Raw genomic sequence first — 26,533 nt, forward strand, 5'->3', positions numbered from 1 at the left:
CTGGCCGGGGATGCTTTGGCGTTGGACGGGTATACTAAGGCTCGAACATGGTGGATCCGCGCGGAGCGGATCAGTAAGGAGGAGCCTTATGGCCTTGACCGATACCCTGCATATCGAGGCGACCGATGTCTGCGAAACCCGCGTTGAAGCGGTAATGCCCATCACGCCGGACCTGTACCAGCCGCATGGCTACCTGCACGGCGGGGCGACCATCGCCTTGCTTGAAACGGTGGCGAGCATCGGAACCGAGCAGAACACCGATTTCGATAACGAGCGTCCTTTCGGCATCGACGTGCATGTGCGTCATCGCAAGAGCGGGAAGAACGGCGTGCTGCGCGGCGTGGCCGAGCTTGACCGTCAGGAGCCTTCGAGCGCGGGCGGAGTCAAGCAGTATTGGAACGTGGTTGCGTACGACGAGGACGGCGACGTGGTGTCCGACGGCGTGATCATGACGAAGATCGTGCCGCTTGCGCGTCTTGCTCAGAAGGAGCAGGAGCGCGCCGCCGCGCGCTGACGACGGGGTCTGCACCGCGATCGTGGGCTTTTCCCGTTGGGCGGCGCGCTGCCGTCGTTGTCCGAAGCGGCCGTGAGGCTGCGGGAGAGGCGGCTGAAAGCGAGTCCGAGAAACGGGCGGGAAAATTCTGACGGAAATTCGGGTCATTTTTCCTTTTGCTTTTCGATTCGTTGTGCTATCATATCCGTCGCTGCTTGAAGCAGTACTTCGGGTTGTGGCTCAGCTTGGTAGAGCGCTGCGTTCGGGACGCAGAGGCCGCAGGTTCAAATCCTGTCAACCCGACCAGAACTTGCAGGTCAGTCGTTCGCGGCTGACCTTTTTGCATTTGGGGGAATGCCAACTTGGGGGAGTTGGCGAATTCGGCACCCCAGCCCCCGCGCACGGGCGCGGCGTGCGAGGCGGGCTTGCGGTGCGGCGGGCGCGGCGTGCGAGGTGGGCGTACGCGGCGGGCGTGCGGTGCCGGGGGCGGCGCAGCGCGATGCGACGCGCGCGATCGAGCCGCGGGACGGAGCCGGCCTTTCGCTGCGGCGTCGCGAAAGGCCGGGTTCCCATCGAGAGGCCGTATTCTGGTAGCGCTCTTGGTGTCCGCCAAGGCCTTGCGCACGAAAAACCGCCCTCGCTGGCAGGTTCTGACGGTTAGGGGTTGCCGAGCCGGCCGCCCTCTTCGCCGCTGCCGGACCCGTTTTGCGTTTCGCCTGGCCATGGCTCCTAGCTGCCGAGTTGCGTTTCCCCGGGCGCCCATCCTGCCGGGTCGAACGACCCCAAACCGTCAAAACCTGCCAGCGAGGGCGGTTTTTCGCGCGCGGCCGATGGGGGAATGGGGCGGATCGGCGGCCCGGGGGCTTCGACGGCGTAGAACTGGGGCTGCGGGCGCGTCCCGCAACTCGGAGCCGAGCTGCTGCCCGTCCGCAACGCGGGGCCGAGCCGCCGCCCGTCCGGGTCGCCGCCTCGTCGAGCGCGAGAGTCGGGGCTGCCGACGGTCGCAAAGATCTTCCGAGCGGTTTTCCTTTGACGTGAGCCGTCGAGGGGTCTATCTTCTACTCAAGTTAGAATAAGTGAACTTACGGTGCCCTGCTTGACGCGAGGAGCCGGGGCCAATGCAGCACGGCTGAACAAAGGAGCGACTTGTGGCCAGGAAAAAGAAATCCGCATCCAACGCGCTCGAAGTGCAGAACGCGGCGAAGACGCTCTTCGCGAACATTCGCTTCATGTCGCCCGACTCTCCGATACGGTCCATCGTGATTACCAGCTCGGTGCCGAACGAGGGCAAGTCGACGTGCTCGATCGAGCTTGCGCGCGCCATTGCCACATCGGGCAAGACCGTGCTGCTGGTGGAGGCCGACATGCGCCGGCGGGCCTTGGCCGACGCTCTTGGGGTGCGTCCTCCTGCAGGCGTGTACGCGGTGCTGACCGACGCCGTGCCGCTTTCGCGGGCCGTGGCCGCCACGCCCACGCCGAACCTGTACTTCCTGGACGTCGAGCCGAACATCCCGAACCCGGCCGACATCGTCTCGTCGAAACGCTATGCCAAGCTGGTGTCCCTTCTTGAGGAAAGCTACGATTACGTGGTGTTCGACACTCCGCCGGTGGGTACGTTCGTCGATGCAGCCATCCTGTCCACGTTGGCGGATGGCACGGTGATAGTGGTAAGGCCGAATCTGGCAACGCGTGCCGAACTGGTGGAAGCTTGCGAGCAGCTGCAAAAAGCCGATGCCAACATCCTGGGCATCTGCGCTACGTTCTGCGAAGGGACCGACTCCGAATACTATTACGCTTACTACACCAACGACGGCGAGCGCGTGAAGCGCGGCGATGATGCGGGCGCGACGCAGGGCCGTACTGCCGCCGATCGGCTGGAGCGCATCCAGGGGATTTCGCGATCTTCCGCAGAGGCCGAACGGCTGCGTGCGTCTTTGAACGGTGCTTCGCGGGCAGCTTCCTCGCGTTTTCGGAGTCGCGGCGATCGGTAGGGCGTTAAGGCGGCCACCTGCGAACCCTTTGCCGGGGCGCCTCTTCGTCAGTGCATACTATGGCGACTGCAAGGCAATTTCTCGCAAAATCGGGAAGCATGCTTCTCATGCTGGTGCATTTGCGGTAATATACCCAGAGTTGTCCGACGGTATCGCTTATACGAACCTCAGACGACGGCATGGCTTGGCTGCGAACCGCTTTGGGATGCGGGTCGCGATTCCAAGCCACGTCATCCCAGGTATGGAGCTTGGAAGGGATGTGCTTTTCTGCAACATCCCTTTTTTGCATAGGTACATCACCCTGACGAGCAGGGTGGGGCGGGGTCGTAAGGCGCGGCCTTTGCACGAGCAATTTGGAGGAACGTATGAAAATTTTGGGAATGGGGATGCCGGAGCTTCTCATCATCCTTGCGGTGATTTTGCTCATCTTCGGCCCGAAGAACCTTCCGAAGCTTGGCAGCGCGCTTGGCAAAACCGTCAAGAACCTTCGCGACGGCATGGGCAGCAAGTCCATCGAGGACGCCGACGATGAGGAAGAAATCATCGAAGAGGTAGTGGAAGAGCAGCCGGCCAAGAAGACGACGACGGCTCGGAAGACCACCACCGCCGCTAAGAAAAAGGCCGAATAGCTCAACAGTTTTGTTCGGTATGCGGTATGTGCAGGTCTGGCCTCGCACATACCGCTTTTTTCATATCAGTGCGGAAACACCGAAGCCGCGCATTTCATCACAGCGAAAAATATAAGGAAGCACGCTTGAAAGCACGAGCGTGCCTGTTTTTGTAATTGGGACAGGTGAGAAAACATGGCAGACGGAAACTTCATTCTTACACAAGAAGGCAAGGACAACCTCGAAAAAGAGCTGCACTACCTTGAGACCGAGAAGCGCGCCGAGATCGGCGAGCGCATCAAGGTTGCTCGCGAGTTCGGCGACATCTCCGAGAACTCCGAGTACGACGACGCGAAGAACGAGCAGGGCATGATGGAGGCGCGCATCGCCGAGATCAGCCGAATCCTCTCCGAGGCGACCGTGGTCAACACGCCGAAGCGCTCTTCGCGCGTGAACATCGGCTCGGTGGTGACGGTCACCATGGGCGGTCGCGAGCGCGTGTTCACGATCGTCGGCGGCGCGGAAAGCGATGCCGCCGCCGGCAAGATCAGCAACGAGTCTCCCGTGGGCGCCGCGCTGCTGGGCCGCAAGAAGGGCGATGTGGTGGAAACGACGGGCCCGACCGGCCGCCAGGTCACCATCACCATTGAGAAGATCGATCACTAAGATAAAGGAACCGCAGATGAGCGACACCACCGACCAGATCATCGAAGACGACCCCATTGAAGTGCGCCGCGCGAAGCGAGCGGCTCTCATCGCTGCGGGCAAGAACCCCTACGGCCACGCGTTCGAGTACACGCATCATTTGACCGATCTTGTCCAGCAGTACGCCGACCTTGAAGACGGCGCTTCCACCGAGGACGAGGTGGACGTGGCCGGTCGCGTCATGGCCAAGCGCGATCAGGGGAAGCTTGCGTTTTTGGAGCTGCGCGACTCGACGGGCGACATCCAGCTGTTCTGCCGCATCAACGTCTTGGGCGAGGATGCGTTCGCGGAGCTCAAGGATCTGGACGTGGGCGACTGGATCGGCGTGCACGGAACCATGATGCGCACCAAGCGCGGGCAGCTGTCCGTGGCCGTGCAGTCGTTCGAGCTTTTGAGCAAGAGCCTGCGCCCGCTGCCGGAGAAGTTCCACGGTCTGGCCGACAAGGAGACGCGCTACCGTCAGCGTTACGTCGACCTGGTCATGAATCCCGAGGTCAAAGAGACGTTCGAGAAGCGCTTCAAGATCGTGGCGGCCATTCGCCGCTACATGGAGGACCAGGGCTTCTACGAGGTCGAGACCCCGTTTCTGCATCCCATTCTGGGCGGTGCGAACGCCAAGCCGTTCGTCACGCATTTCAACGCGCTCGATCGCGATTACTATCTGCGCATCGCTACCGAGCTGCCCCTCAAGCGTTTGCTGGTGGGCGGATTCGAGAAGGTGTTCGAGATCGGCCGTCAGTTCCGCAACGAGGGCATGGATCCGTTTCATAACCCCGAGTTCACCACGATGGAGGCCTATCAGGCGTTCTCCGACCTCAACGGCATGATGGAACTCACGCAGGGCTACATTCAGGCTGCTGCGATGGCCGCATGCGGCACCATGCAGGTGACGTACCAGGGCCAGGAGATCGACCTGTCGGGCGACTGGCCGCGCAGGTCCATGATCGAGCTTGCCACCGAAGGGGCGGGCGAGCCGGTGAACTTCGACCGCACGCTTGAAGAGCTGGTGGCTATTCTGGAGAAGAACGGCGGGCACGCCGATGCGGCTTGGGGCAAGGGCAAGCTGATCGCCGAGATCTTCGAGGCCGTGGCCGAAGAGAAGCTTATCCAGCCGACGTTCGTGATCGATCACCCGCTCGAGGTGTCTCCTTTGGCCAAGAAGAAGGCCGACGACGAGAACCTGACCGAGCGCTTCGAGCTGTTCATCTGCGGGCACGAGTACGCGAACGCCTTCGGCGAGCTGAACGACCCGGTTGATCAGGCCGAGCGTTTCAAGGCGCAGGTGGCTGCAAAGGATCTGGGCGACGACGAGGCCATGGGCTACGACGACGACTACGTGCGCGCCCTCGAGTACGGCATGCCGCCGGCGGGCGGCGTGGGCGTGGGCATCGACCGCTTGGTCATGCTGCTGTCCGACGCTCCGTCGATTCGCGACGTGCTGCTGTTCCCGCACATGAGGGACGAAGCGAAGTAGAACCTGCATGCGAGGGCGCTCCGAAAGGGCGCCCTCGCTGCTTGTGCGGGTTCAAAGGCGCTGGCGTGTTGGCGGCCCCTCGCTTGGACAGCCGGACGCGCGCCGGGCGATGGCGCTTTCGGGCCGACGAGGCGGCTATGCGGGACTTCGCCTGCGTTCGGGCCGTCAGCGCACGAAAAAACGCGATCGCTGGCAGGTTCTGACGGTTTGAGGTCGTCGTTTCGGCCCTTCGTTTCGCAAGCCGCAAACACTTCAGTATCGTGCCTGGTCAGAAGCCCGATCGAAAATGAAGTTGGGGAAGGGCAGCGTGAGGCGCGCGCTCGGCAACCTCAAACCGTCAAAACCTGCCAGCAAGGGCGGTTTTTCGCGCGCAACGTGCCAGCCGCAATCGCTTTGCTTGCGACGTTGCTCCGAGCTTTGTCGGCTGCGCTGCGTGAGTTGTACGGTCGGAAGCGTTTCTGGCGTTACGCGAAAAGCCCCTTTTGACTGAGCAACTGCCGACGAAGTTCAAGCTGCTTGAGCGAATAGTCGGAGCAAGCGGGTCGTATCCGCGCTCCTAAGTGGCCGGCCAGAATACGTGCGAAGCGGTTGTATTCTTGGTAGTTTGCCACCTGGCGCCAAGTGGCGGTCACCACGGTCAGGCCGAGTGCTTCGAGCGCGTTGCGTCGGGACGCATCCTCGGCGATGCGCTTCGCGCCGGTATGGCAGAGGGTGCTGTCGTATTCGACCGCCACGCCCCTGTCTCGCCAAAGCAGGTCGCATCGAAAAGAGGAGCGGCTGGTTGTCCAGTTGCTGTGCTGCGGAATCGCTACGGTAGCGTTCATGGCGGGATGCTCCAACTTGCTTCCCCCGTACAGATAGGGAAGCGTTAGCAGTTCGGCGAGGGTCGATTCGCGCGGAGAAGCCGATCCGCCCAAAACGTGAGGAAGTGCCCGGCGGGCTGCTTTCGTTCCATGCAGGTATCCTGCGTTGTCTAGGTACGAGGCCAGCTTTCTCGGATTGGTCAAAGGGGGCCTGTTCCTGATTCCGTAGGGGTGCTGCTTGTCGGGGGCGAACGTGCCGCAGAACTCGTACCCCAAATGGACTGCGAGGGGAAAGCCGATCGCCGACGCCATGTGCACGAAAGTCAGTTCGGGGCAGGTGACGAAAACCGGTTCGTCGAATCCAGGGAAGAACACGGCCCTTAACGATCTTTCCGGTAGGGATTGCGCACGGTGAACGATGAGGGCCGAACTGGCTTTCCTGTTTTCCCGAGCAAGAACGTGGACGGGCAGGGACAATGTGCCGCCGCGAACGAGCGCATGCGTTCGCATATCGGAGCCGTGCGGAGCTTTCTCGGGCACGGTCGTGCTGCGGCATACGCTGCGCGCCGATCCGACGTCGCTGAGTTCGGATCGCCAGAATTCAAGGGCCGATGTATGGGTTAGGATGGTTTTCATGGTGTGAGTTTAGCACCACATAATACCAGGTCAATAGCTATTTTATGGTTTAGATTCCTGCTGGATTCGCGCTAAATTTCTGTTGGATTTCAGCTAGATCCGCGCTAGATCCGCGCTAGGTTTTTGCTAGATCCGTGTCAGACTCGCGCAACGTTTCCGCTAGATTCCTGCTGGATTTCGTTGCGAGCTGGAAGCTGCGCGCAAAAAACGGCGACCGCTGGCAGGTTCTGACGGTTTGGGGTCGTCGTTTCGGCTCTTCGTTTTGCAAGCTGCGAGCGCTTCGGTATCGCGCCTGGTCAGAAGCCCGGTCGAAAGTGGCGCCGGGGAAAGGCTGCCCATAGCGCGCGTTCGGCAACCTCAAACCGTCAGAACCTGCCAGCGAAGGCGGTTTTTCGTGCGCAACGTGCCGCCTGCAAGGGCAGCGGGGCTTCCTGCTCGTGGTGGCTTCGTTGCTGCGGCGCCTCGCACGCATGCCCGCACGCCCGCAGCGGCATCGGTGCCTGCTCGCATCGCCCGCCCGTCCGCGCCGCCGTCACCCGCCCGCGCCCGCCCGCCCACATTCGCGGCTCGCATCGCACGCCCGCCCGCACCCGCCACCCGCGGTTGTTCGCGCCCGCAACGCGCTGCGAGACGCCTTGGCAAATGCGGGCGTCTCGGGATAATCCGGCGGTTCGTGCACGTGGCGCGAAAGGTCGTGATACGATGGATCCCGTCGCCTCAACGGCTCGACTTGTGGAGCCGCCGTGTGCGGCGTCCAGGTGAATTGGCACTCGATCAGTGCGAGTGCTAACATGGACGAGTAACACTGAAGTATCGCCGCGAGAATCGAGGCTTACATGTCATTCGAGAAGTTCACGGACAAGGCGCGCAAGGTGCTCGTCCTAGCCCAGGACGAAGCGCGCTCGCTCCATCAGCCCTATGTGGGGACCGAGCACATCCTTCTTGGCCTTATCCAGGAGAAAGACGGCTTGGCTGCTCAGGCGCTCGATCGCCTGAACGTCAAGTACGACGCCGTGGTGCAGGCTATCCGCCAGGTGGTCGCCATCGACGAGGACACCGACGTGTCCGGGCACCTGTCCTTCACGCCGCGCGTGAAGCGCGTGCTGGAGAACTCCCTGCGCGAAGCCATGCAGATGGGGCAATCCTACATATCGACCGAGCACTTGCTGCTGGGCATCGTTCGCGAAGGCGACGGCACGGCGCTCGAAGTGCTCACGCGCCTGGGCGTGGCGGGCGACGACGTGCGCGCAGCCCTCAACGACCTGGTGGGGCAGAGCCCGGTGTACGCCGGTCGCAACCCCTTCGACCCGAACGGCGGCACGTCGGACAGCGTGCTCAAGGAGTTCGGCACCGACTTGACGCAGAAGGCGCGCGATGGCAAGCTCGACCCCGTCATCGGTCGCGCCGGCGAGATCGAGCGCGTGATGCAGGTGCTCAGCCGTCGCCAGAAGAACAACCCGTTGCTCATCGGCGAGCCGGGCGTGGGCAAGACCGCTGTGGCCGAGGGCTTGGCCCAGCTTATCGTGTCGAATCAAGTTCCCGATATCCTGCGCGGCAAGCGCCTGTTCACGCTGGACGTGTCCGCGCTTGTTGCCGGGTCCAAGTACCGCGGCGAGTTCGAGGAGCGCCTGAAGAAGTGCATCAAGGAAGTGATGGACGCGGGCGACATCATCCTGTTCATCGACGAGATGCACACGCTTATCGGCGCGGGTTCGGCCGAGGGCTCCATCGACGCCGCCGCCATCTTGAAGCCGCCGTTGTCGCGCGGCGAGATCCAGGTTGTCGGCGCCACCACCATCGACGAGTACCGCAAACACCTGGAGAAGGACTCCGCTTTGGAGCGTCGCTTCCAGCCCATCACGGTGGGCGAGCCGAACGAGGAGCAGGCGCTGCGCATCATGGAGGGCCTGCGCGATCGCTACGAAGCGCACCATCAGGTCCACTTCACCGACGAAGCCCTGCAAGCTGCCGTCAGCTTGGCGGGCCGCTACATCCAGGATCGCTACCTGCCCGACAAGGCTATCGACGTGCTGGACGAGGCGGGCGCGCGCATGCGCATCCGCAACATGACCCTGCCCAAAGAGCTGCGCGATCTGGACGAAGAGCTGCGCAAGCTTCGCGGCGAAAAGGACGCGGCTATCGGCGCGCAGGATTTCGAGCGTGCGGCGCAGCTGCGCGACCAGGAATCCGACCTCAAGAAGAAGCGCGAAGAGGCCGAAAAGCAGTGGGAGGAAGACGCGCAGAAGTCCGTCCATCAGGTGACCGTCGAGGATATCGCCGACGTGGTCTCCATGACGACGGGCGTGCCCGTGTCGAACCTCACGGAGGCCGAGACCGAGAAGCTGCTGCGCATGGAAGGCGTGCTGCACGAGCGCGTCATCGGCCAGGAGGAAGCGGTCACGGCGCTGTCGAAAGCCATCCGTCGTTCGCGCAGCGGCCTCAAGGACCCGAAGCGTCCGGCCGGTTCGTTCATCTTCCTGGGCCCTTCGGGCGTGGGCAAAACGGAGCTTTCCAAGGCGCTCGCCGAGTTCCTGTTCAATTCCGAGGACGCGCTCCTGTCCTTCGACATGTCGGAGTACATGGAGAAGCACAGCGTGTCGCGCCTGGTGGGCAGCCCTCCGGGCTATGTCGGCTTCGACGAGGGCGGCCAGCTGACGAAGGCCGTGCGCCAGCGTCCCTACTCGGTGGTGCTGTTCGACGAGATCGAGAAGGCTCACCCCGACGTGTTCAACATCCTGCTTCAAATTCTGGAGGAGGGTCGCTTGACCGACGCGCAGGGTCGCACGGTGGACTTCCGCAACACGGTCATCATCATGACGTCGAACGTGGGCGCGCGCGAAATCGCGCAGCCTACCACGTTGGGCTTCTCCACCGAAGAGCAGGCGGGCCTGTCCGACAAGGAGATCAAGAGCCGCGTCATGGCCGAGATGAAGAAGCTGTTCAGGCCTGAATTCTTGAACCGCATCGACGAGATCATCGTGTTCAAGTCCTTGAACGACGAGCAGATCGCCGAAATCGTCAAGCTCATGGTGGCCGACCTGCGCGAGCGCTTGATCGACCAGAACATGTCCATCAACTTGAGCGACGCCGCATGCCGGCTCGTCGCGAAAGAGGGGACCGATGCGGCGTACGGCGCTCGCCCCTTGCGCCGCGCCATCCAGCGCTTGCTGGAAGACCCCCTGTCCGAGGAAATCCTCGAGGGCAAGTGGACCAGCGGTTCGGTGATCGACGTGGACGCGGTCGACGGCGAGCTGGTGTTCACGTCGGGTTCCGGGTCTATCCCCGCGCCGCGGAAACGTGATAGCATAGCAAGAGACGCAGAATTGCTGCTGACGAACTACGACTTGGGCCATGCCGGCGTGTCCGGCGGCGGGTCCCTGTCCGGCGATGCAGCTGATTAACAAGATTCCGGCGGTCGAATGGCCGCCGGAACTGTATGATGCCACGAACGACCTATAAGAAGGAACGGTATGACCAAGACCATCGACCCCGTATTCTCCTCGGAGGTTCTGAAATCTCCGGAGCTTGCCTTCGACCACTTCGACTTCGATGCGATCTCGCAGGCGATGGGAGGCCTTAAAGGGGAGGTCGACAAGAACCCGCAAACCGCGGCCATCATACTGGCCGGCGGCACGGGCGACCGCTTCGGCAAAGAGGGCGGCAAGCAGCTGGTGGAGATTGCCGGCAAGCCTATTCTTACCTGGTCGGCCGAGGCGTTCGACGCGGTGGGCGACATCGGGCTCATCGTTATCGTGTGCCCGGAGGAGCGTTGCAGCGAATACCTCAAGCGCGCCATCGACCCGTTCCCGTTCGTGACGCCCGTGGTGGTGGCCCCTGCGGGTCCCAGCCGCCAGGAGTCGGCGTTTTCGGGCTTGGAGTACGTGCCCGACGACTACGGTTACGTCATCCTGCATGACGGCGCGCGGCCCCTCATCACGCCGGAGCTCATCTCGCACACCATCAACACGCTCAAGGGGAACATCGAGTCGGATGGCGCCGTGGTGGCGCATCCGGCGGTCGACACGCTCAAGGTGGTCGAAAACGGCGTCATCATGGGAACGCCCGATCGTCGCGTGTTCTGGAACGCGCAGACGCCGCAGGTGTTCCGCGCGGGCATCTACCGGCGCGCCCACGCGTCGGCGCTGTCCGACGGGTTCATGGGCACGGACGATTCGTCGCTCATCGAGCGTCTGGGCGGCAAGGTGCTCGTGGTCGAAGGAAAGCGCGACAACATCAAGCTGACCGTGCCCGAGGACTACCTGATGCTGGTAGCGGCGGTGCGGGCCATGTACATGAAGGGGATGGAAGAATAGTGGCGGGCGCGACGACTTTTCCGGAGGTCCGTTCATGAGCATGTCCTGCAGCGACAATCCGTTGACGAACCTGCGCATCGGGCAGGGCTACGACGTGCATGCGTTCGCCGAGGGTCGCAAACTGATTTTGGGGGGCGTGGACATTCCGCATGGTCGGGGGCTTTTGGGCCATTCGGATGCCGACGTGCTGGCGCATGCGATCTCTGACGCGCTCTTGGGCGGCGTGCGCGGCGGGGATATCGGAAAGCTGTTCCCCGATACCGATCCCGCTTACAAGAACGCCGATTCCCTCAAGCTTTTGGAAGCCGTGGCGGCGTTCGTGCGCGATCGCGGCTACGAGATCCTTGACGTGGACAGCGTGATAGCGGCGCAGGCCCCGAAGCTTTCGCCGTATCGCGACCAAATGCGCCAGAACCTTGCGCAGGCTATGGGGGTTTCGGTCGACAGCGTGGGCGTGAAGGCCACCACGACCGAGCGTTTGGGTTTCGAAGGCCGTGAAGAGGGCATATCCGCTACCGCAGTCTGTTTGCTCTGTCGATGTCGTTAGGGGTCGGCTGCCCCGAATTGCAGCCGGCACGCTTCGCTATGCTACAATTCCACATCGACAGTTAGGGTATTCATGAACATATTCAAAACCATTGGCGAGGACATCCGAGCGGTCAAGGACCGCGACCCCGCAGCTCAGAACTCGTTCGTCATCTGGCTGACGTACCCGGGTCTTCATGCCCGCTGGTCCCATGTGGTCGAACATTGGCTGTGGAACCACGGGCTGAAAAGCCTCGCTCGCATATCGTCGCAGTTCACGCGCTTTATGACCGGTGTGGAAATTCACCCGGCGGCCGTGATAGGCCGACGCTTCTTCATCGACCACGCCATGGGGGTCATCATCGGTGAAACCACGATCATCGGCGACGATTGCACGCTGTACCAGGGCGTCACGCTGGGCGGTACCGGCAAGGAAACCGGAAAGCGCCATCCTACGCTGGGAAACAACGTGCTGGTGGGCGTGGGTGCGGCGGTGCTCGGCAACATCACCATAGGCGACGGCTCGAAAGTGGGCGGCGGCGCCGTGGTGGTGAACGACGTGCCGCCGAACTCCACGGTGGTCGGCATTCCCGGTCGCGTGGTGGTGCGCGACGGGCACCGCGTTGAAAGCGAAGCGAAGGATGCGGCGCAGCACAAGGAGAACCTGCCCGATCCCATCGAGGAGCGGTGTGCGAACCAATGCGAGCGTATCGAGGCGCTCGAACGCAGGCTGAAGGAACTTGAGGAGCAGAAGGGGCGCTCATGATCAAACTCTACAACACCAAAGCGCGCGAAAAGGTGCCGTTCGAATCGCGCGAGCGCGGCAAAGTGGGCATGTACGTGTGCGGGCCCACGGTGTACAACTACATCCACATCGGCAACGCGCGTACGTTTATCAGCTTCGACGTCATCCGTCGTTACTTCATGTGGCGCGGCTTCGACGTGACGTTCGTTCAGAACGTCACCGACGTCGACGACAAGATCATCGCGAAGGCGAACGAGGAAGGGCGCGAGGCGTCTGCCGTGGCGGCCGAGTACACGGCTGCGTTCATCGAGGACATGCGCAAGGCGAACGTGCTCGATCCCGACATTCGGCCGAAGGCGACCGAAGAGATCCCGGCCATGATCGAGCTTATCCAGGAGCTGATCGACGGCGACCATGCGTACGAAGTGGACGGCGACGTGTACTTCGCCGTGCGGTCGTTCCCCGCGTACGGCCAGCTGTCGGGCCGTAACGTCGACGAGATGGAATGCGGCCACCGCGAGCTGCGCGCTGACGGCAAGGGCATCGAGGATCGCAAGCGCGATCCGCTCGACTTCGCGCTGTGGAAGGCGGCGAAGCCCGGCGAGCCTTCGTGGGAGTCGCCTTGGGGCCAGGGCCGTCCCGGTTGGCATATCGAATGCTCGGCCATGTCGCGCAGGTACCTAGGACTGCCGTTCGACATTCACGGCGGCGGCGCCGATCTGGTGTTTCCGCATCACGAGAACGAATGCGCGCAAAGCGAAGCGGCGTGCGGCTGCACGTTCGCGAACTACTGGATGCACGGCGGCATGCTGCAGATCAACGCCGAGAAGATGAGCAAGTCGCTGGGCAACTTCATGCTGCTGCGCGACGTGCTGGAAACGACGCGCCCCGAAGTGCTGCGCTTCCTTATGCTGCAGACGCATTACCGCAGCCCCTTGGATTTCTCCGACGAGCGCTTGGCCGAGGCCGAAGCGGCGCTCGGACGCATCGAGAACGCGGTTCGCAATCTGGATTGGCAGCTTGAGAACGTGGAGGACGTTCCGTCGCCGCTCGATACGCGCGAGCTGATGAAGCGCGCGAAAGAGGCCAAGATCTCGTTCATCTTGGCCATGGACGACGATTTCAATACGTGCCGCGCCCTGGGCGAGGTGTTCGACCTGGTGGCCGACGTGAACGCGCAGGTTACGGGCAAAACGCTCTCGCTTTCCGATGTGCCCATCGTGCGCGAGGTGCGCGATACCATCGTGGAACTGGTGGGCGTGTTCGGCATCGACGTGGCGGCGGCTGCCGACTGCGACGAGTCCGACGCGTATCCCGCCGAGGTTGTTCCCTTGGCGGCGGACGTGGCCGGTTACGTTGGCTCGGATGCGTCCGAGGCCGTGGAAGCGCTGCTGGCGGCTCGCACGGAGGCGCGTGCGGCCAAGGACTGGGGTCGTGCCGACGCCGTTCGAGACGGCCTGTGCGCCCTTGGGTTCGTTATCGAGGACACCCCGCAGGGGCCGCGGGTTTCTCTGGCTTAGGCTGTCTGTAGATTTGCCGGCTGACGAGGCCGGATGACGTTACGGGGTCGTGCAGCATCGGCTCCGTCGCTTGATCGCCGCTTTCGCGCGCTTGCCGTGCGTTCGGCGATGCATCGCGGCGGTTTCGGGCGCTGCACGGCCTTTTGCTCGCTTACGAACAACGAGGTTTCGACTATGCTTGGTCAAAATCGTACTCCCGAGTTGCTTGCCCCCGCTGGAGGGCGCGCGCAGCTGGAGGCTGCCGTGCGCTTCGGCGCGGACGCGGTGTACTTAGCTGCCGATCGGTTCGGGATGCGTCAGCGTGCCGAGAACTTCGCGCTATCCGATATCCCCGACGCGGTCGCGTTCGCGCACGTTGCGGGTTCTCGCGTGTTCGTGACCATGAACACGCTCATGCATGCAGACGATTTGGCGGCGTTGCCGGAATACCTCGAGGCGCTTGCCGCCGCACAGGTGGACGCGTTCATCGTGAGCGACTTGGGGGCGTTTCGCCTTGCGCAGAGGCATGCGCCCAGCGTGGCGCTGCACGTGAGCACGCAGGCTTCCGTAGCCAATGCCGAAGCGGCGCGCGTTTGGCATGAGCTGGGGGCGTCGCGCGTGGTGTGCGCGCGGGAAATGAGCGTGGAGGACATTGCGCGCATGTGCGCCGATGCGCCGCGCGAGCTGGAGATCGAGGCGTTCGTGCACGGGGCCATGTGCATGGCGGTGTCCGGTCGTTGTCTGATCAGCTCGGTCATGGCGGGGCGCTCGGGCAACAAGGGGCACTGCACGCAGCCGTGTCGCTGGAGCTACGCGTTGGTGGAGGAGAAGCGCCCGGGCGAGTACTATCCCATCGAGGAGGACGTGCGCGGCTCCTACGTCATGAACGCGCAGGACCTCAACATGCTGGCGCATCTGGACGACCTGGCTTCCGCGGGCGTGGATTCGTTCAAGATCGAGGGACGCAACAAGCGGGCGTTCTACGTGGCCTCGGTGGTGCACGCGTACCGCTCGGTGCTCGACGGGGCCGATCCGGCCGAGGTTGCTTCGGAGCTGCTTGCCATTTCCCATCGCCCGTACGGCACGGGGTTCTATTACGGCGACGCCGAGCAGGCGCCCGACCGCGACGGCTACCTGAAGGAATGCCTGCACGCGGGCACGGTCGAGTCGTGCGAGCCCGCCGGAGAAGGACTGTGGCGCGTGCGCGCGACCTGTCGGAACCGGTTCTGCGAAGGCGACTGCTTGGAGGTCCTCTCGCCTCGTCGGCCGGTGGGCTTCGTGTCGGCGCGAAACCTTGCGTGGGTTCCTCGGCCCGACGAGGACGATCCTTGCCCGGCGCCCGTGCCGGTGGCCGTTGCGAACCGCGCTGCCGAGTCTTATGCGTTCTTGGTCGAGGCCGAGCTTCGGCCGGGCGACTTCCTGCGCATCCGCATGAGCTGAGCGTACCGAAGCGATCCCTTATCGAGAGGGTCCCGTTACGCTTGTCGCGCCTGCTTGGGGCTATGCTGAGGTATCGATCCTCAGCAGCTTCAATGCTCCTAGAAAAGCGAGGTGCACCATGTCCGGTCGTGCGTATCGTGCTTCAACCGCATCCGTCGCCACGCGTCGTTCGTCCGCCGTCGAATCGGGCGGGCATCGCGGCCGCCTAACGCCCGAGACAGTGGTTATGTGGACTGCGTACGTGCTTACCGTTGCGGGAAACGTGGCCATAGAGGCCGGGCGGCTTGGGGGTGTTACGTCGGCGACGGTTGCGTACGGGGTGTTCGCCTGGTTCACACCGGCGGGCTACGTGTTTTCCATCTGGTCCTTGATCTATGTGGCGCTGATCGTGTGGCTGGTTTCCTACACCAAAGGCGCTTCCGCCCGACGTAGGCTCTTCACGCCGACGGCCGGCTTGTTCGTTGCGAGCAGCGTTTTGAACGTGCTCTGGCTGGTGCTGTGGCATTTCCAGATGATCGCTGCTTCCTTCGTCGTTATTCTGATCGACTGGTTTGTTCTGGCGGCGCTGTATTTGACCGTCAGGCGGGGGACCGATTCTCTTGCTGGCTGGGTTCCCGTTTCCATCTATACGGCATGGGTGACGGTTGCGACGTTGTCGAATCTGGCTATCGTGGTCACACGGGCGGTTGGAGGGGGCGTTCCGCTTTTGAACGGGTTGTCCGTCGTAGTGTTGACGGCGGGCGTTGTTTCCCTGGGTCTTTTCATGTGGGCGAAGTTTGGCGATGTGACGTTTCAGCTGGTGTTTCTATGGGCTCTGGTGGGCGTTGGCGTGCATGTGCTCGAGGTGTCGTCGGTGACGGCTGTGGCCGTATGGGTCCTCTGCGCTCTTGGCGGGCTGCCAATGCTTGTGTCTTTCGCGAAGTCGCGCAGCGCGTCGCGCGGGCGAGCCTAGGCGTTTCTTCGATTCGCGGACAGCTAATATTTGTTTTTCGACGAAACGCCCCGCGCTTCTTGCTATGATAAGCGCAAGGTAATCCCGGACGAAAGGGGTTGTTATGGGAACGAAAGCAGCGGAGGCGCTCGACGTATCCTTTGACGAGCTGCCGAACTACCTGCACGCGAAGCATTCCGTGTACATGGAGGTCGGCAGCGCAACGTACTACCTTACCGACGTGAACGACCGGTACTGGCGCGCTCAGGCTACCGATCGGCTCAACGACAAGGGGCACTATGTCGACGCGAGCGACCTGGTGCCTACGGTGAGCGAGTTCTTGACGCTTCCTTTTGCGGACGGGAAATCGATCGCCGACTTGTTTGACGAAGCGACATTCTACGCGTCCGAGAAAACCGAATAGCAAAGCCGAAAGGCGGTCGATCGAACGGCCGCCTTTCTTTTTTGCGCGCGAGGCACAGTGCGGCTGCTTGAGGGCGCTCGAAAGTGCTCGAGGGTGCTTGTGCCCATGCTCAAAAATTTTTTCAAAAAACCGCTTGACCCTCGATCTGATTCGGGTATACTAGTCCTCGCACTTTTGAAGGGGCCTTAGCTCAGCTGGGAGAGCGCATGGCTGGCAGCCATGAGGTCAGGGGTTCGATCCCCCTAGGCTCCACCATTAATTACGCAGGTCAGGCAGTGATTGTCTGGCCTGCTTTTTTATGTTTGGGGAAATATCACAAATGTGGGTCCCCCCATGAATTTTCACCGTACGTTCTCGTGAGCGGCGCGATGCGCACGGGACACGGGGTACAGCACGATATACGGCGATCGGCCTGTGGGGCACGCCGCGTCGCGCATGCGTATGGACTGCGAAATGGAACCGAGTTTTTTCGCGGTGCCGCGAAAGCTCGACCTTCTGTCAAAACGAGCGAGTTTTGCTGGTGAATTAACGTCTACAAGGAACTTGCGCACGAAAAACCGCCTTCGCTGGCAGGTTTTGACGGTTAGGGGTTGCCGAGCCGGCCATACTCTTCGCCGCCGCCGGACCCGTTTTGCGTTTTGCCTGATCATGGATCCTAGCTGCTGAATTGCATTTTCCCGGGCGCCCGTCCCGCCGGATCAAACGACCTCAAACCGTCAGAACCTGCCAGCGAAGGCGTTTTTTCGCGCGCTGCCGATGGGAATGGGGCGAAACGGCGACCCGGAGGGCGGTTGCGGCGCGGATCGACAGCCCGGGGAGCCGCAGCGCGGGTCGGCGACTCGGGAGCGACTGCAGCACGTCCGCGGTTCAGGGGCGACTACGGCACGTCCGCGACCCGGGGGCGGCTGCGGCGCGGCCCGGCGGCCCGGGGGGCGGCCGCGGGGCGCGTCCGCGACCCGGGGGCGGCTGCGGGGCAGGGCTGGGTCGCTCCTGCCCAATGGGCCCGCGCTTCTCCCTCAAAACCAAGAAGGCCTCCCCGAACGCTTGCAGCAACGTCCGAGGAGGTCTTCGTCGAGGTTGGGGAGGGGTGTCTAGCGATGCCTTGCCGGGTTCTCTATTCCGCGGCGCAGGCCTGCTCGATTTGGGCGATGATGGGGTCGAGCGCTCCGTCCACGTCGTAATCCTCCACGCGGCCGGCATCGCACAGGCGCGCGAACGCCGGATCGATGGGCAGGGTGGCGTAGGCGGGGATGTCGTAGCGCTCTGCCACGACGGAGCCCTGGGGCTCGCCGAAGATATGATGCTCCTTGTCGCAGTTGTCGCACTTGAAGTAGGCCATGTTCTCCACCAGGCCCAGCAGCTCGACGTTCATGTCGTGAGCCAGGTTCACGGCCTTGCCCACGATCATGGCCACAAGCTCCTGCGGGGCCGACACGGTGACGATACCGTCAACCGGCAGCGACTGGAACACGGTGAGCAGCACGTCGGAGGTTCCCGGAGGCATATCGACGAACAGGTAGTCGATCTCGCCCCAGTTCGTTTCGCTGTAGAACTGGCGGATGGCGTTGCTGACCACGGGTCCGCGCCATGCTACCGGCACATCGTCTTTCGGAAGCATGAGGTTGGTGGACATGACCTTGATGCCGCTTTGCGTCTGCGACGGCAGGATGCCGTCGGCGTCGGCTGCCAGGGGGTTGGTGATGCCGAACGTCTTGGGAATGGAAGGGCCGGTGACGTCTGCGTCCAGAATGCCCACGTTGAATCCGCGCTTCTGCATTTGGCTGGCCAGCAGGCTGGTCACGAGCGACTTGCCCACGCCGCCTTTGCCGGATACGACGCCGATGACGTGCTTGATGTTGCTGCGGGAGTTGGTTTCGATGGTGGAGGGACCTTGGGCCGTGCGATCGCCGCAACCGGACACGCCGCAGCTGCCGCACTCATGCGAACATTCTTCTGCCATGACTTCCTTCTTTCTGGGTTTTCAACGCCCGTCTGCGGCGGGCGCGTCTCTCGTCGTACCGCGCATGATAGCATAAGCTGAAGCAACGAAACGGATAGAAAGCGGGCTACGCACGATGCGGTCCGCGAAAGAAAGGGCGCGCATGCTGTTTGCAAATATCAATCTACTCGACGATAACCTGGACTTTCGCGAAAATCAATGGGTGGGTGTTGCGGACGGGCGCATTACCTACTTGGGCGACACGCCGCCCGAGTCCGCCGCCGCCCAAGCATTCGGCGAAGTGTATGACGGCCGCGAAAAGCTCTTGCTTCCCGCGCTGTATAATGCGCATGCGCACGCGCCCATGACGCTGCTGCGCGGCTACGCGGAGAACCTTCCCTTGCAGGCGTGGCTCAACGACGCGGTGTTTCCGTTCGAGGCCAAGATCACCCCGCAAGATTGCTACTGGGGCACGCTGTTGGCATGCGCCGAAATGGTGCGCTACGGCGTGGTGAGCTTTTCGGACATGTACTACCACATGCAGGAGGGCGCTCGCGCCGCCATTGATGCGGGCATCAAGATGAACCTGAGCGACTCGCTGATCGCGTTCGGCGACGTGGGGCTGGACGATTTGCCGCTGCAGTCGCAGCTCATCGACCTGATCGCGAATTTCCAAGGCGCGGCCGACGGGCGCATCGTGGTGGATTGCAACATCCACGCCGAGTATACGTCGAACCCGCGGGCGGTCTCCGACATGGCCGAGTTCGCGCGCGAGCACGGGCTTCGCTTGCAGGTGCATGTGTCGGAAACGCAGCTGGAGCACGAGGAGTGCAAGCAGCGCCACGGCGGCCTGACGCCCGTGCGCTACTTCGAGAGCCTGGGCGTGCTGGACGGCCCGGTGACCGCGGCCCACTGCGTATGGGTGGACGACGGGGACATCGACGTGTTGGCGGCCAAGGGCGTGCACGTGGCCGTCAATCCCGCGTCCAACATGAAGCTGGGCAGCGGCTTCGCCCCCGTCCCCAAGATGCTCGAGCGCGGGGTGAGCGTGTGCCTGGGCACCGACGGTATGGCCTCGAACAACAACCACGACATGTTCCAGGACCTGTACCTGCTGGCCCTGCTGTACAAGGGGTCGACGCAGGACCCGGCGGCGGTCTCGCCCAAGCAGGCGCTCGCCGCCGCCACGCGCGCGGGCGCGCTCTCGCAGGGGCGCGAGGACTGCGGCCTGGTGGCCGAAGGGGCGCGGGCCGACCTGTGCGTGCTCGACGCGTCGGGCCCGTCCTGGGCGCCCATGACCGACCCGCTCTCGAACGCGGTGTACGCGGGCCATGGTGCCGACGTGTGCCTGACCATGTGCGACGGGCGCGTGGTGTACCGCGACGGCGCGTGGCCCACGATCGACGTCGAGCGCGCCAAGGCCGAGGTGTCCGCGCGCACGAAGCGCATCATCGGGGAGTTGTAGAAAAAGGTTCTGATCAGGTACTTCTATTTCTTGTGCTTTAAGGGGTTCTGGCTGCTGGCCGGACGGTTCGGCTCCGAAATCCATAGGGGAGGGCTTTCGTGCGAAGGCCCTCCTTTTTCATTGCGGGCCGGTTCCGAGCGCGCCGCATTCTTCGCGTATTCGCCCTTTTTCGAGAAACCGGGCAAAAGCGCGTAACGTTTTTTCCGGCCGGGCCGTCTAATGATGAAACGGCCGAAGATGAGGAGGACGCGCTTTTGGAAGATTTGATGCAACGAGCCCGAAAAGGCGACAGCGAGGCGTTCGTCGCGCTGTTCGAGCGAAGCAGGCCTGTGCTATGGCGAGCGGTCTTGGCGGTGCTTGGGAATGAGTGCGATGCGGCCGATGCGCTGCAAGAGGTGGCCGTCAAATCCTGGCAGGCCATCCCTCGATTCGAAGGGCGCAGCAAAGTGGAAACCTGGTTCATGCGCATCGCGTTGAGGGTTTCCTTCGATATGCGCGACAAGCGAAGCCGCGAAGCCCCTTACGCTCCCGAGGCGTTTCAGACCGATGCGCCCTCAAGCCGCGACGACCGCGAGAGGGGCGGGGCCGATACGGTTCCTCTTGACGACTTTCGCGTGATCGCCGGGGGAAAGCACCGAGCCGACCGGGACGAAGCGATGGACGTGCGCCGCGCGATCGCCCAGCTTCCCCCTGACGATCGCCTGGTGCTCACGTTGTTCTACCTTGACGATTTTCCCACGCAGCAGATTGCGACCATGTTGAACGTGTCGGTTGGCGCAGTGCGCGCGCGGCTGGCGCGTGCACGCTCTCGATTCAAGGACGCGTACTGCGGAAACGACAACCAGAAAGCGGAGGTGGCCCGATGACGCACCCTATGAACAACGATGATGAACTGCGCCGCCTGCTGGCGCGCGGCATGAACGACCCGATGCCCCCCGAGGCCCGTGCCAAGCTTGAGCGCACGTACGCCTCGCTCGATTCCATCCCCCAGATGTCGGCGGTATCCGGGACGGCTGCGGGTTCGAATGCGTCGGCAAGTGAGGACGAGGCCGTGCATCCGGTTACGGGAAAGCGTCTGACCAGGCGCGGCTTTGTGGTGACTGCGGCCGCTGTTGCGGCGGCGGCCATGCTGGGCGGCGCGGCGTATGCGGGATCCCGTTTGCTGCAGATGCAGCCGGGCGACGCCTTGTTTTTCCAGGGCGGCAAGAACCTGCCCGTGTACAGTAGCTTGCAGAAGGGGGTTTCCAGCTTGCAGGCCGATGTGGGGCAGACGGCGGAAGTGGAAGGCGTGCGCGTGACGCTGGACTCCGTGTCGTGCGATCGCAGCATCGTGAACCTGTTCTTCACGCTTGAAAAAGACGGCGGCTTCGACTTGTCGGAGTTGTCGAACTACCAGGGTTCCCAGGAAAACGACTGGTCGAAGCTGCAGAACTTGGCTCCACGTTTTGGATACGAGCTGACGAGCAACGGCGAAACTTTGGGCACCGGCTCCGTTAACCAGCTTGACGCGTACATGGAGGACGGCAAGGTGAAGGTCATGCAGCGCATCGTGCCGGAGTCTACGCTGCCCGACCAGGTGGACGTCGTACTGAAAGGCTGGGCTCCTTGGAGCGCGGATGCCGAAAGCGGTACGGCGAACTTCTCGATGGACGCCGGCTTGGGTTTGAGCACGGTCGACCAGCCGCGCGAGCTGGGGTCGCAGGATTTGACGTTCTCCACGAGCGCAGGCGAGAAGACCATGGGCATCAAGCGCTTCACGTCGTCCGAGCTGGGCACGGTGATGGTGGTTCGCAACGACGAGGTGGAAACTACCGAGGAGAGCGGTCGGCCCCTGTACCGCGTGCCGGATAGCGCGCTGGCGCCCGGCATGCTCAAGGTGGCCGATGACCGGGGCAACGTATTGGTGCCGGTGGGAGCGGGCGATGGAGGGGGCATCGATTCGGCGGGGGACTACGTGGTGGAGTACGCGAACCTTTCCCCCGATGCGAAGAGCGTCACGTTCACGCCTATGTTGAACGCGGTGGATTGGGAGTCCCTCTCCGTTGACGAGCGCAAGGCGCTCGACGACGGGAACTCGCAGCAGATCGACGTTTCGCAGATAGGCGCGAAGCTGCCCACGAGCGAATACGGCGGCTACGAGCTGGCCGGCTGGGACGTGAAGGATAGGACGGTGAGCATCACGCTCAAGCCTTACGGCTGGCAGGCCATGGGCGGCTATATGGAGCTTATTCCCGAAGAAGATGCAACGCCCCTGGTGAGCACGTGGACGAATCCTGAAACCGGCGAGACAGGGCAAGGCTACCACTCGGCCATCGTGTGGAGGAAGCGCGATTACTTGACGGGCGAACTGGTGCAGATGACGTCGTATTATGCGGCGAGCGACGAAGAGCTGCGCGGGTTGACGAGCTACGGCTATCGCAGCGCGTTCGGTGAATACCGCGAGGAGTCGGATGCGGCGCAGACCGTGTCGTTCGCTTAAAGGTTCGCCGGTTGGCAACGCTTGCTTCGAGGTTGCCGAGCGCAGCGCATGGTCGCTGCGCTCGGCGGTTCCGGGCGTAGCCGCGTCGACTCTTGCTTGGCGGCCTGCACTCAGGAGGTGGGCGCGAATTGGCACGCGGTTCCGGTTGCGCTCGAAACTGTCACGGGTCTTCATTCGCGCCCGCATTTCGCGCGCCTGCTTTCCGCCTCGCATTCATGCTGGCTCGTCGGCAAGCGCGGGCGAGCCCCCGCGGCGCTGCGGAAAGTTCAGCTAGGCGAACGGGCGGAAAAGCACTATTCTGGATTGGTGATAATTCTGCAGCGGTCAAGCCGCCTGCCGTCTGCCGCGCGTCGCTCGTCGTCTGCTGCGCGGGCGTTGCGCGGCTTGGTTTGCGCTGGTGATCGAACATGTCGATGGAGGGAGCCGGTTCTATGCTGAGGATGCCCGATGCGCGAATCGATGGGTTCATTGCCGAGGACGTGCCGTACGTCGATTTGACGTGCGCCGTGCTGGGCATTGGCGACGAGTCGGGGGAGATGGACTACTTCACGCGCGAGGATTGCGTGCTGGCCGGCGTCGGAGTGGCCACGCGCATCATGGCGAAGCTGGGCTGCCAGGTGGTTTCGGCTGCGGCCGACGGGGATCGCGTGGCGGCTGGCGAGACGTTCATGACCGTGCGCGGTCGCTCGGCGGACTTGCATGCGGCATGGAAGGTGTGCCTCAACGTGTTCGACCATCTGTCGGCCGTAGCCACGAAGACGCGCGCTATGGTGGATGCCGCGCATGCGGAAAACCCTCGCTGCGAGGTGCTGACCACGCGCAAGAGCATGCCGGGTGCGAAGGATCTGCTGACCGAGGCCGTCATGGCGGGCGGCGCGTTCCCTCATCGGCTGGGGCTGTCCGAAACGGTGCTCGTGTTCGAGCATCACCTTACGTTCTTCGGCGGATTCGACGCGTTCGTCGAGCAGCTGTCGACCATCAAAGCCCGCTGCATCGAGAAGAAGCTGTTCGTAGAGGCGAATGCCGAGCAAGCGCGCACGTTGGCGCGCGCCGGGGTGGACGGCCTGCAGCTGGACAAGATCCCGACGGACGAGCTGGCCTTGCTGGTTCAGGAGCTGCGCCGGATTGACCCGCGCTGCACGCTCGTCGCAGCGGGAGGCGTGAATCCCCGCAACGCCGGCGCGTATGCTGCGACGGGCGTTGACGGGTTGGCTACGACCGCGCCGTTTTCGGCAAAGCCGCTCGATATGAGCGTGCGTATGCGCGCGGTGTGAGAGCGTCCGGTCTCGCCGTCGGAGCGTCCAGTCGCGTGCAGGGCTATTTGCCCAGGATCTTCTTGATGCCCTTCCCGGCGATGACGGCTCCGCCTCCTATGGCGACCAAGCCGGGGCCGGGCAAAACGAGCATGGGGACTCCCAGCAGCATGATCGCGCCGCCGACGACCGTTTGCACCGCGCCTCCTATGGGGTTGGGCTTGCTGGCGGCGGTCCCGTCTGCGCCTATGACCGTTGCCGAAGCGGCAGGGGCTGCGGGCTTCTTCGCCGCCTGCTTTCCGAACGACGGCGTCACGAAGCGATCGTGGCTGGAAGGCGTCTGACCTGCGTTGTCGCGTGCGCTGGCAACGGGGCTGACGTCGATGATGGGTGCGTGCTTGCTCATACGTCCTCGCTTGCGGTCGGCGGGCTGAACCCGCGGTGTGGTTTCCTCGATTATACGGGGCGCGTTTTCGCTCGGCATCCGATATTGCTTCTCTTCGCGGCATTGTCATCGTTCGGTAACGAATTCTTTGCGACTTCTTCAAAGGTCTGCGGTCATTATCTGCTCGCGACCGGCGCTTGCATGCGATACACTGATGGCAGCGGTTTTCGCGCATCGAGCGCGAGAGTGAAGTAGGCATGTAAGGCTCGACTGTGGTTCGCGCCTGGGAATTCATGGCGAAGGCGCAGGATCACGCAACACGAAAGTTGGTGGTCAACATGGCAGCTCCTGCTACCGAACACGTGCGCAACATTGTGCTGGTGGGCCAAGACGGCGCCGGCAAGACGTCGCTCGCCGAAGCGATGCTGCACGTCAGCGGTCGTACGCCCCGCATGGGCACGACGCACGACGGGAAATCCTACCTCGATTACGACGATGAGGAGATCCGGCGCAAATTCACCATCGGCACGTCCATCGCTCCCGTTCCGTACAAGGATTACAAGATCAACCTGCTGGACACTTCGGGGCACCCGGATTTCATCGGCGACACGTTGGCTACCATGCAAGCCGCTGAGATGGCCTTGTTCGTGGTGGATGCCGTGGCGGGACCGCAGGTCATGACCACCAAACTGTGGCGCGAGGCCGAGGACATGCGTCTTTCCCGCACCGTGTTCATCAATCATATCGATCGCGAGAACGCCGACTTCGACACCGCTATGGCGCTTCTGCATGCGCGCTTCGGGTCGCGTTTGGGCCCGGTGACCATCCCCATCGGCGTCGATGCGGACTTCAAGGGCGTCATCGACGTCATTCGCATGAAGGCGCGCTATTTCGACGAGGGCAGCGACGCGGAGCGCGTCGAGGACATCCCCGCCGATTACGCCGATGCGGTCCAGGCGGCGCGCGACAAGCTGTGCGACCTGGTGGCAGAGGCCGACGACGAGCTGATGATGAAGTACCTGGACGGCGAAGAGCAGCTTACGCAGGCGGAGTTGGAGCAGCTGCTGGACAAGGCTATCGCGCAAGAGCTGTTCATTCCCGTGTTCGTGGGATCCACCATCATCAAGCAGGGCATACAGGGCGTCATGGAAGACATCGCCACCTACTTTCCCCATCCGCGCCATCATGGCCGCTTCCGCTTGGCCAACGGCGAGGAAACGTTCGTGGACGAGACGGGCGAGCCTGCCGGATTCGTGTTCAAGACGGTATCGGATCCGTTCGTCGGTCGCTTGAGCTTCTTCAAGGTCATATCCGGCGTGCTCGAGCCGGGCATGGAGCTGGTGAACGCCCGCACGGGGAAGAAGGATCGGCTGGGTCACCTGTACGTCATGATGGGCAAGGAAGCCACGGACGTGAAGAGCGCGAAGGCGGGCGACATCATCGTGGTTCCGAAGCTGACGGACACGCGCGCCGGAGACACGCTGTCGAAGTCGGGCTCCGTGGCTATCGATCCCTTGCCGCTTCCCATTCCGCAGTACCCGGTTGCCATCGAGGCCGTCAACAAGAAGGACGAGGACAAGCTGGGCGCGTTCCTGACGCGCGCCGTCGAAAACGACCCCACGCTGCGCGTGAGCCGCAACGAGGAGACGCACCAGACCGTCGTGACCGCTATGGGCGATGCCCAGGTGGACACGTTGCTGGCCCGACTCAAGGAGCAGACGGGCGTCGAGGCGAAGCTGGTGCCCGTCCGCATTCCGTATCGCGAGACCATCTGCAAGGTTGCCGAAGCGCAGGGCCGTCACAAGAAGCAAACGGGCGGTGCCGGTCAGTTCGGCGATTGCTGGCTGCGCTTGGAGCCGAATCCCGGCGGCGGCTACGAGTTCTTGGACGAGATCGTGGGCGGCAAGATTCCGCGCGGGTTCATCCCGGCGGTCGACAAGGGCGTGCAAGACGCGATGACCGAGGGCTTCTTGGCCGGGTATCCCATGGTCGATGTCAAGTGCGCTGTGTTCGACGGCTCCTACCATGCGGTCGACTCCAACGAAATGGCTTTCAAGACCGCAGCGCGCATAGGCTTCCGCGCGGCATGCGAGAAAGCCTCTCCCATTCTGCTCGAGCCGATGGCCACGCTTGATGTGACCGTGACGGAGGAGTACGCCGGACCCGTCATGGGCGATATCTCCACGCGCCGCGGGCGCATCGTGGGCACCGACTCCAACGATGCGGGAGAGACGGTCATCATGGTGCGCGTGCCGTACGCCGAGGTGGTTACGTACACGAAGGATCTGCGCTCGATCACGCGCGGATCGGGGTCGTACTCCATCGAGCTGGAAGGATACGAGCCCGCGCCCGCCGAAGTGACGAAGAAGCTGGTCGAAGCGTATCAGGAAGCAAGGGCCGCAGGGAACTAGCATCGTTTGCGAGG

Annotated in this window: 21 protein-coding genes and 2 tRNA genes; 20 read left to right on the forward strand and 3 right to left on the reverse strand. The window is 63.0% G+C overall.

Annotation, left to right across the window (positions count from 1 at the left end):
• Positions 1 to 88: 88 nt before the first annotated feature.
• From LQE90_RS04260 to lysS, 6 genes are all read left to right on the forward strand, one after another.
• Complete coding sequence (locus LQE90_RS04260; protein ID WP_114567910.1) at positions 89 to 514, forward strand: PaaI family thioesterase; 426 nt, start codon at positions 89 to 91, stop codon at positions 512 to 514.
• Between the two features lie 208 nt (positions 515 to 722).
• A tRNA-Pro gene (locus tag LQE90_RS04265) sits at positions 723 to 799 on the forward strand.
• 842 nt (positions 800 to 1,641) lie between these two features.
• Complete coding sequence (locus LQE90_RS04270; protein WP_216528941.1) at positions 1,642 to 2,484, forward strand: CpsD/CapB family tyrosine-protein kinase; 843 nt, start codon at positions 1,642 to 1,644, stop codon at positions 2,482 to 2,484.
• 365 nt (positions 2,485 to 2,849) lie between these two features.
• On the forward strand, positions 2,850 to 3,113 hold the full coding sequence (gene tatA, locus LQE90_RS04275) for a twin-arginine translocase TatA/TatE family subunit (protein WP_114567912.1): 264 nt from the start codon (positions 2,850 to 2,852) through the stop codon (positions 3,111 to 3,113).
• 174 nt (positions 3,114 to 3,287) lie between these two features.
• Complete coding sequence (gene greA / locus LQE90_RS04280; protein ID WP_114567913.1) at positions 3,288 to 3,758, forward strand: transcription elongation factor GreA; 471 nt, start codon at positions 3,288 to 3,290, stop codon at positions 3,756 to 3,758.
• A 16-nt stretch (positions 3,759 to 3,774) separates the two neighbouring features.
• Positions 3,775 to 5,271 carry a lysine--tRNA ligase gene (gene lysS, locus LQE90_RS04285; protein WP_216528940.1) on the forward strand — a complete coding sequence of 499 codons (1,497 nt, stop codon included), beginning with the start codon at positions 3,775 to 3,777 and terminating at the stop codon, positions 5,269 to 5,271.
• Positions 5,272 to 5,735: 464 nt separating this feature from the next.
• On the opposite strand, the gene LQE90_RS04290 is transcribed toward lysS, so the two are convergent.
• Complete coding sequence (locus LQE90_RS04290) at positions 5,736 to 6,449, reverse strand: hypothetical protein (RefSeq protein ID WP_231088198.1); 714 nt, start codon at positions 6,447 to 6,449, stop codon at positions 5,736 to 5,738.
• Positions 6,450 to 7,546: 1,097 nt separating this feature from the next.
• Here LQE90_RS04290 and LQE90_RS04295 point away from each other — a divergent pair.
• The 9 genes from LQE90_RS04295 to LQE90_RS04335 all read left to right on the forward strand — a co-directional run bounded on the left by LQE90_RS04295 (position 7,547) and on the right by LQE90_RS04335 (position 16,842).
• Positions 7,547 to 10,111 carry an ATP-dependent Clp protease ATP-binding subunit gene (locus LQE90_RS04295; RefSeq protein ID WP_216528938.1) on the forward strand — a complete coding sequence of 855 codons (2,565 nt, stop codon included), beginning with the start codon at positions 7,547 to 7,549 and terminating at the stop codon, positions 10,109 to 10,111.
• Positions 10,112 to 10,180: 69 nt separating this feature from the next.
• On the forward strand, positions 10,181 to 11,023 hold the full coding sequence (ispD, locus tag LQE90_RS04300) for a 2-C-methyl-D-erythritol 4-phosphate cytidylyltransferase (RefSeq protein ID WP_114567809.1): 843 nt from the start codon (positions 10,181 to 10,183) through the stop codon (positions 11,021 to 11,023).
• A 40-nt stretch (positions 11,024 to 11,063) separates the two neighbouring features.
• Positions 11,064 to 11,570 (forward strand): 2-C-methyl-D-erythritol 2,4-cyclodiphosphate synthase, encoded by a 507-nt coding sequence (gene ispF / locus LQE90_RS04305; RefSeq protein ID WP_216528989.1) that lies wholly within the window; start codon positions 11,064 to 11,066, stop codon positions 11,568 to 11,570.
• 72 nt (positions 11,571 to 11,642) lie between these two features.
• A complete protein-coding gene (gene cysE / locus LQE90_RS04310) occupies positions 11,643 to 12,314 on the forward strand; it encodes a serine O-acetyltransferase (RefSeq protein WP_225748773.1) in 672 nt (223 codons plus the stop codon).
• Entirely contained in the window at positions 12,311 to 13,813 is a 1,503-nt protein-coding gene (cysS, locus tag LQE90_RS04315; protein ID WP_216528937.1) for a cysteine--tRNA ligase, read from the forward strand. Before cysE ends, cysS begins: the two co-directional genes overlap by 4 nt.
• A gap of 174 nt (positions 13,814 to 13,987) precedes the next feature.
• The gene (locus LQE90_RS04320; RefSeq protein WP_216528936.1) at positions 13,988 to 15,232 is read left to right on the forward strand and encodes a peptidase U32 family protein; all 1,245 of its coding nucleotides are present in this window, start codon (positions 13,988 to 13,990) and stop codon (positions 15,230 to 15,232) included.
• Between the two features lie 118 nt (positions 15,233 to 15,350).
• The gene (locus LQE90_RS04325; protein WP_216528935.1) at positions 15,351 to 16,184 is read left to right on the forward strand and encodes a TspO/MBR family protein; all 834 of its coding nucleotides are present in this window, start codon (positions 15,351 to 15,353) and stop codon (positions 16,182 to 16,184) included.
• Between the two features lie 103 nt (positions 16,185 to 16,287).
• On the forward strand, positions 16,288 to 16,587 hold the full coding sequence (locus LQE90_RS04330) for a CDP-alcohol phosphatidyltransferase (protein WP_114567804.1): 300 nt from the start codon (positions 16,288 to 16,290) through the stop codon (positions 16,585 to 16,587).
• Between the two features lie 179 nt (positions 16,588 to 16,766).
• Positions 16,767 to 16,842 (forward strand) — tRNA-Ala (locus LQE90_RS04335).
• 859 nt (positions 16,843 to 17,701) lie between these two features.
• Here LQE90_RS04335 and LQE90_RS04340 read toward each other — a convergent pair.
• Positions 17,702 to 18,547, reverse strand: a complete 846-nt coding sequence (locus LQE90_RS04340) for an Mrp/NBP35 family ATP-binding protein (protein WP_216528934.1) — start codon at positions 18,545 to 18,547, stop codon at positions 17,702 to 17,704.
• Positions 18,548 to 18,689: 142 nt separating this feature from the next.
• Between LQE90_RS04340 and LQE90_RS04345 the strand changes: the two genes are divergently transcribed.
• The 4 genes from LQE90_RS04345 to modD all read left to right on the forward strand — a co-directional run bounded on the left by LQE90_RS04345 (position 18,690) and on the right by modD (position 23,744).
• On the forward strand, positions 18,690 to 19,991 hold the full coding sequence (locus LQE90_RS04345; protein WP_216528933.1) for an amidohydrolase family protein: 1,302 nt from the start codon (positions 18,690 to 18,692) through the stop codon (positions 19,989 to 19,991).
• Between the two features lie 254 nt (positions 19,992 to 20,245).
• A complete protein-coding gene (locus LQE90_RS04350) occupies positions 20,246 to 20,857 on the forward strand; it encodes an RNA polymerase sigma factor (protein WP_216528932.1) in 612 nt (203 codons plus the stop codon).
• Positions 20,854 to 22,470 (forward strand): DUF4179 domain-containing protein, encoded by a 1,617-nt coding sequence (locus LQE90_RS04355; protein WP_216528931.1) that lies wholly within the window; start codon positions 20,854 to 20,856, stop codon positions 22,468 to 22,470. The genes LQE90_RS04350 and LQE90_RS04355 overlap by 4 nt, the downstream gene beginning before the upstream one ends.
• A 431-nt stretch (positions 22,471 to 22,901) precedes the next feature.
• Positions 22,902 to 23,744, forward strand: coding sequence for a ModD protein (gene modD, locus LQE90_RS04360; protein WP_216528930.1), 843 nt, complete (start codon positions 22,902 to 22,904; stop codon positions 23,742 to 23,744).
• A 43-nt stretch (positions 23,745 to 23,787) separates the two neighbouring features.
• On the opposite strand, the gene LQE90_RS04365 is transcribed toward modD, so the two are convergent.
• Entirely contained in the window at positions 23,788 to 24,129 is a 342-nt protein-coding gene (locus LQE90_RS04365; protein ID WP_216528929.1) for a hypothetical protein, read from the reverse strand.
• A gap of 317 nt (positions 24,130 to 24,446) precedes the next feature.
• On the opposite strand from LQE90_RS04365, the gene LQE90_RS04370 reads away from it, so the two are divergent.
• A complete protein-coding gene (locus LQE90_RS04370) occupies positions 24,447 to 26,519 on the forward strand; it encodes an elongation factor G (RefSeq protein WP_216528987.1) in 2,073 nt (690 codons plus the stop codon).
• The last annotated feature ends 14 nt before the right edge of the window (positions 26,520 to 26,533 follow it).

The sequence above is a fragment of the Paraeggerthella hominis genome, from assembly GCF_021044775.1.
GTDB lineage: Bacteria > Actinomycetota > Coriobacteriia > Coriobacteriales > Eggerthellaceae > Paraeggerthella > Paraeggerthella hominis.

Bases quoted from the DNA above. Each gene is read 5' to 3' on its own strand.
- cysE (WP_225748773.1), top strand. From the start codon at position 11,643: ATGAACATATTCAAAACCATTGGCGAGGACATCCGAGCGGTCAAGGAC.
- LQE90_RS04370 (WP_216528987.1), top strand. From the start codon at position 24,447: ATGGCAGCTCCTGCTACCGAACACGTGCGCAACATTGTGCTGGTGGGC.
- lysS (WP_216528940.1), top strand. From the start codon at position 3,775: ATGAGCGACACCACCGACCAGATCATCGAAGACGACCCCATTGAAGTG.
- LQE90_RS04320 (WP_216528936.1), top strand. From the start codon at position 13,988: ATGCTTGGTCAAAATCGTACTCCCGAGTTGCTTGCCCCCGCTGGAGGG.
- LQE90_RS04260 (WP_114567910.1), top strand. From the start codon at position 89: ATGGCCTTGACCGATACCCTGCATATCGAGGCGACCGATGTCTGCGAA.
- LQE90_RS04325 (WP_216528935.1), top strand. From the start codon at position 15,351: ATGTCCGGTCGTGCGTATCGTGCTTCAACCGCATCCGTCGCCACGCGT.
- modD (WP_216528930.1), top strand. From the start codon at position 22,902: ATGCTGAGGATGCCCGATGCGCGAATCGATGGGTTCATTGCCGAGGAC.
- LQE90_RS04295 (WP_216528938.1), top strand. From the start codon at position 7,547: ATGTCATTCGAGAAGTTCACGGACAAGGCGCGCAAGGTGCTCGTCCTA.
- LQE90_RS04365 (WP_216528929.1), bottom strand. From the start codon at position 24,129: ATGAGCAAGCACGCACCCATCATCGACGTCAGCCCCGTTGCCAGCGCA.
- LQE90_RS04330 (WP_114567804.1), top strand. From the start codon at position 16,288: ATGGGAACGAAAGCAGCGGAGGCGCTCGACGTATCCTTTGACGAGCTG.
- LQE90_RS04340 (WP_216528934.1), bottom strand. From the start codon at position 18,547: ATGGCAGAAGAATGTTCGCATGAGTGCGGCAGCTGCGGCGTGTCCGGT.
- greA (WP_114567913.1), top strand. From the start codon at position 3,288: ATGGCAGACGGAAACTTCATTCTTACACAAGAAGGCAAGGACAACCTC.
- ispD (WP_114567809.1), top strand. From the start codon at position 10,181: ATGACCAAGACCATCGACCCCGTATTCTCCTCGGAGGTTCTGAAATCT.
- LQE90_RS04355 (WP_216528931.1), top strand. From the start codon at position 20,854: ATGACGCACCCTATGAACAACGATGATGAACTGCGCCGCCTGCTGGCG.
- tatA (WP_114567912.1), top strand. From the start codon at position 2,850: ATGAAAATTTTGGGAATGGGGATGCCGGAGCTTCTCATCATCCTTGCG.
- cysS (WP_216528937.1), top strand. From the start codon at position 12,311: ATGATCAAACTCTACAACACCAAAGCGCGCGAAAAGGTGCCGTTCGAA.
- ispF (WP_216528989.1), top strand. From the start codon at position 11,064: ATGTCCTGCAGCGACAATCCGTTGACGAACCTGCGCATCGGGCAGGGC.
- LQE90_RS04345 (WP_216528933.1), top strand. From the start codon at position 18,690: ATGCTGTTTGCAAATATCAATCTACTCGACGATAACCTGGACTTTCGC.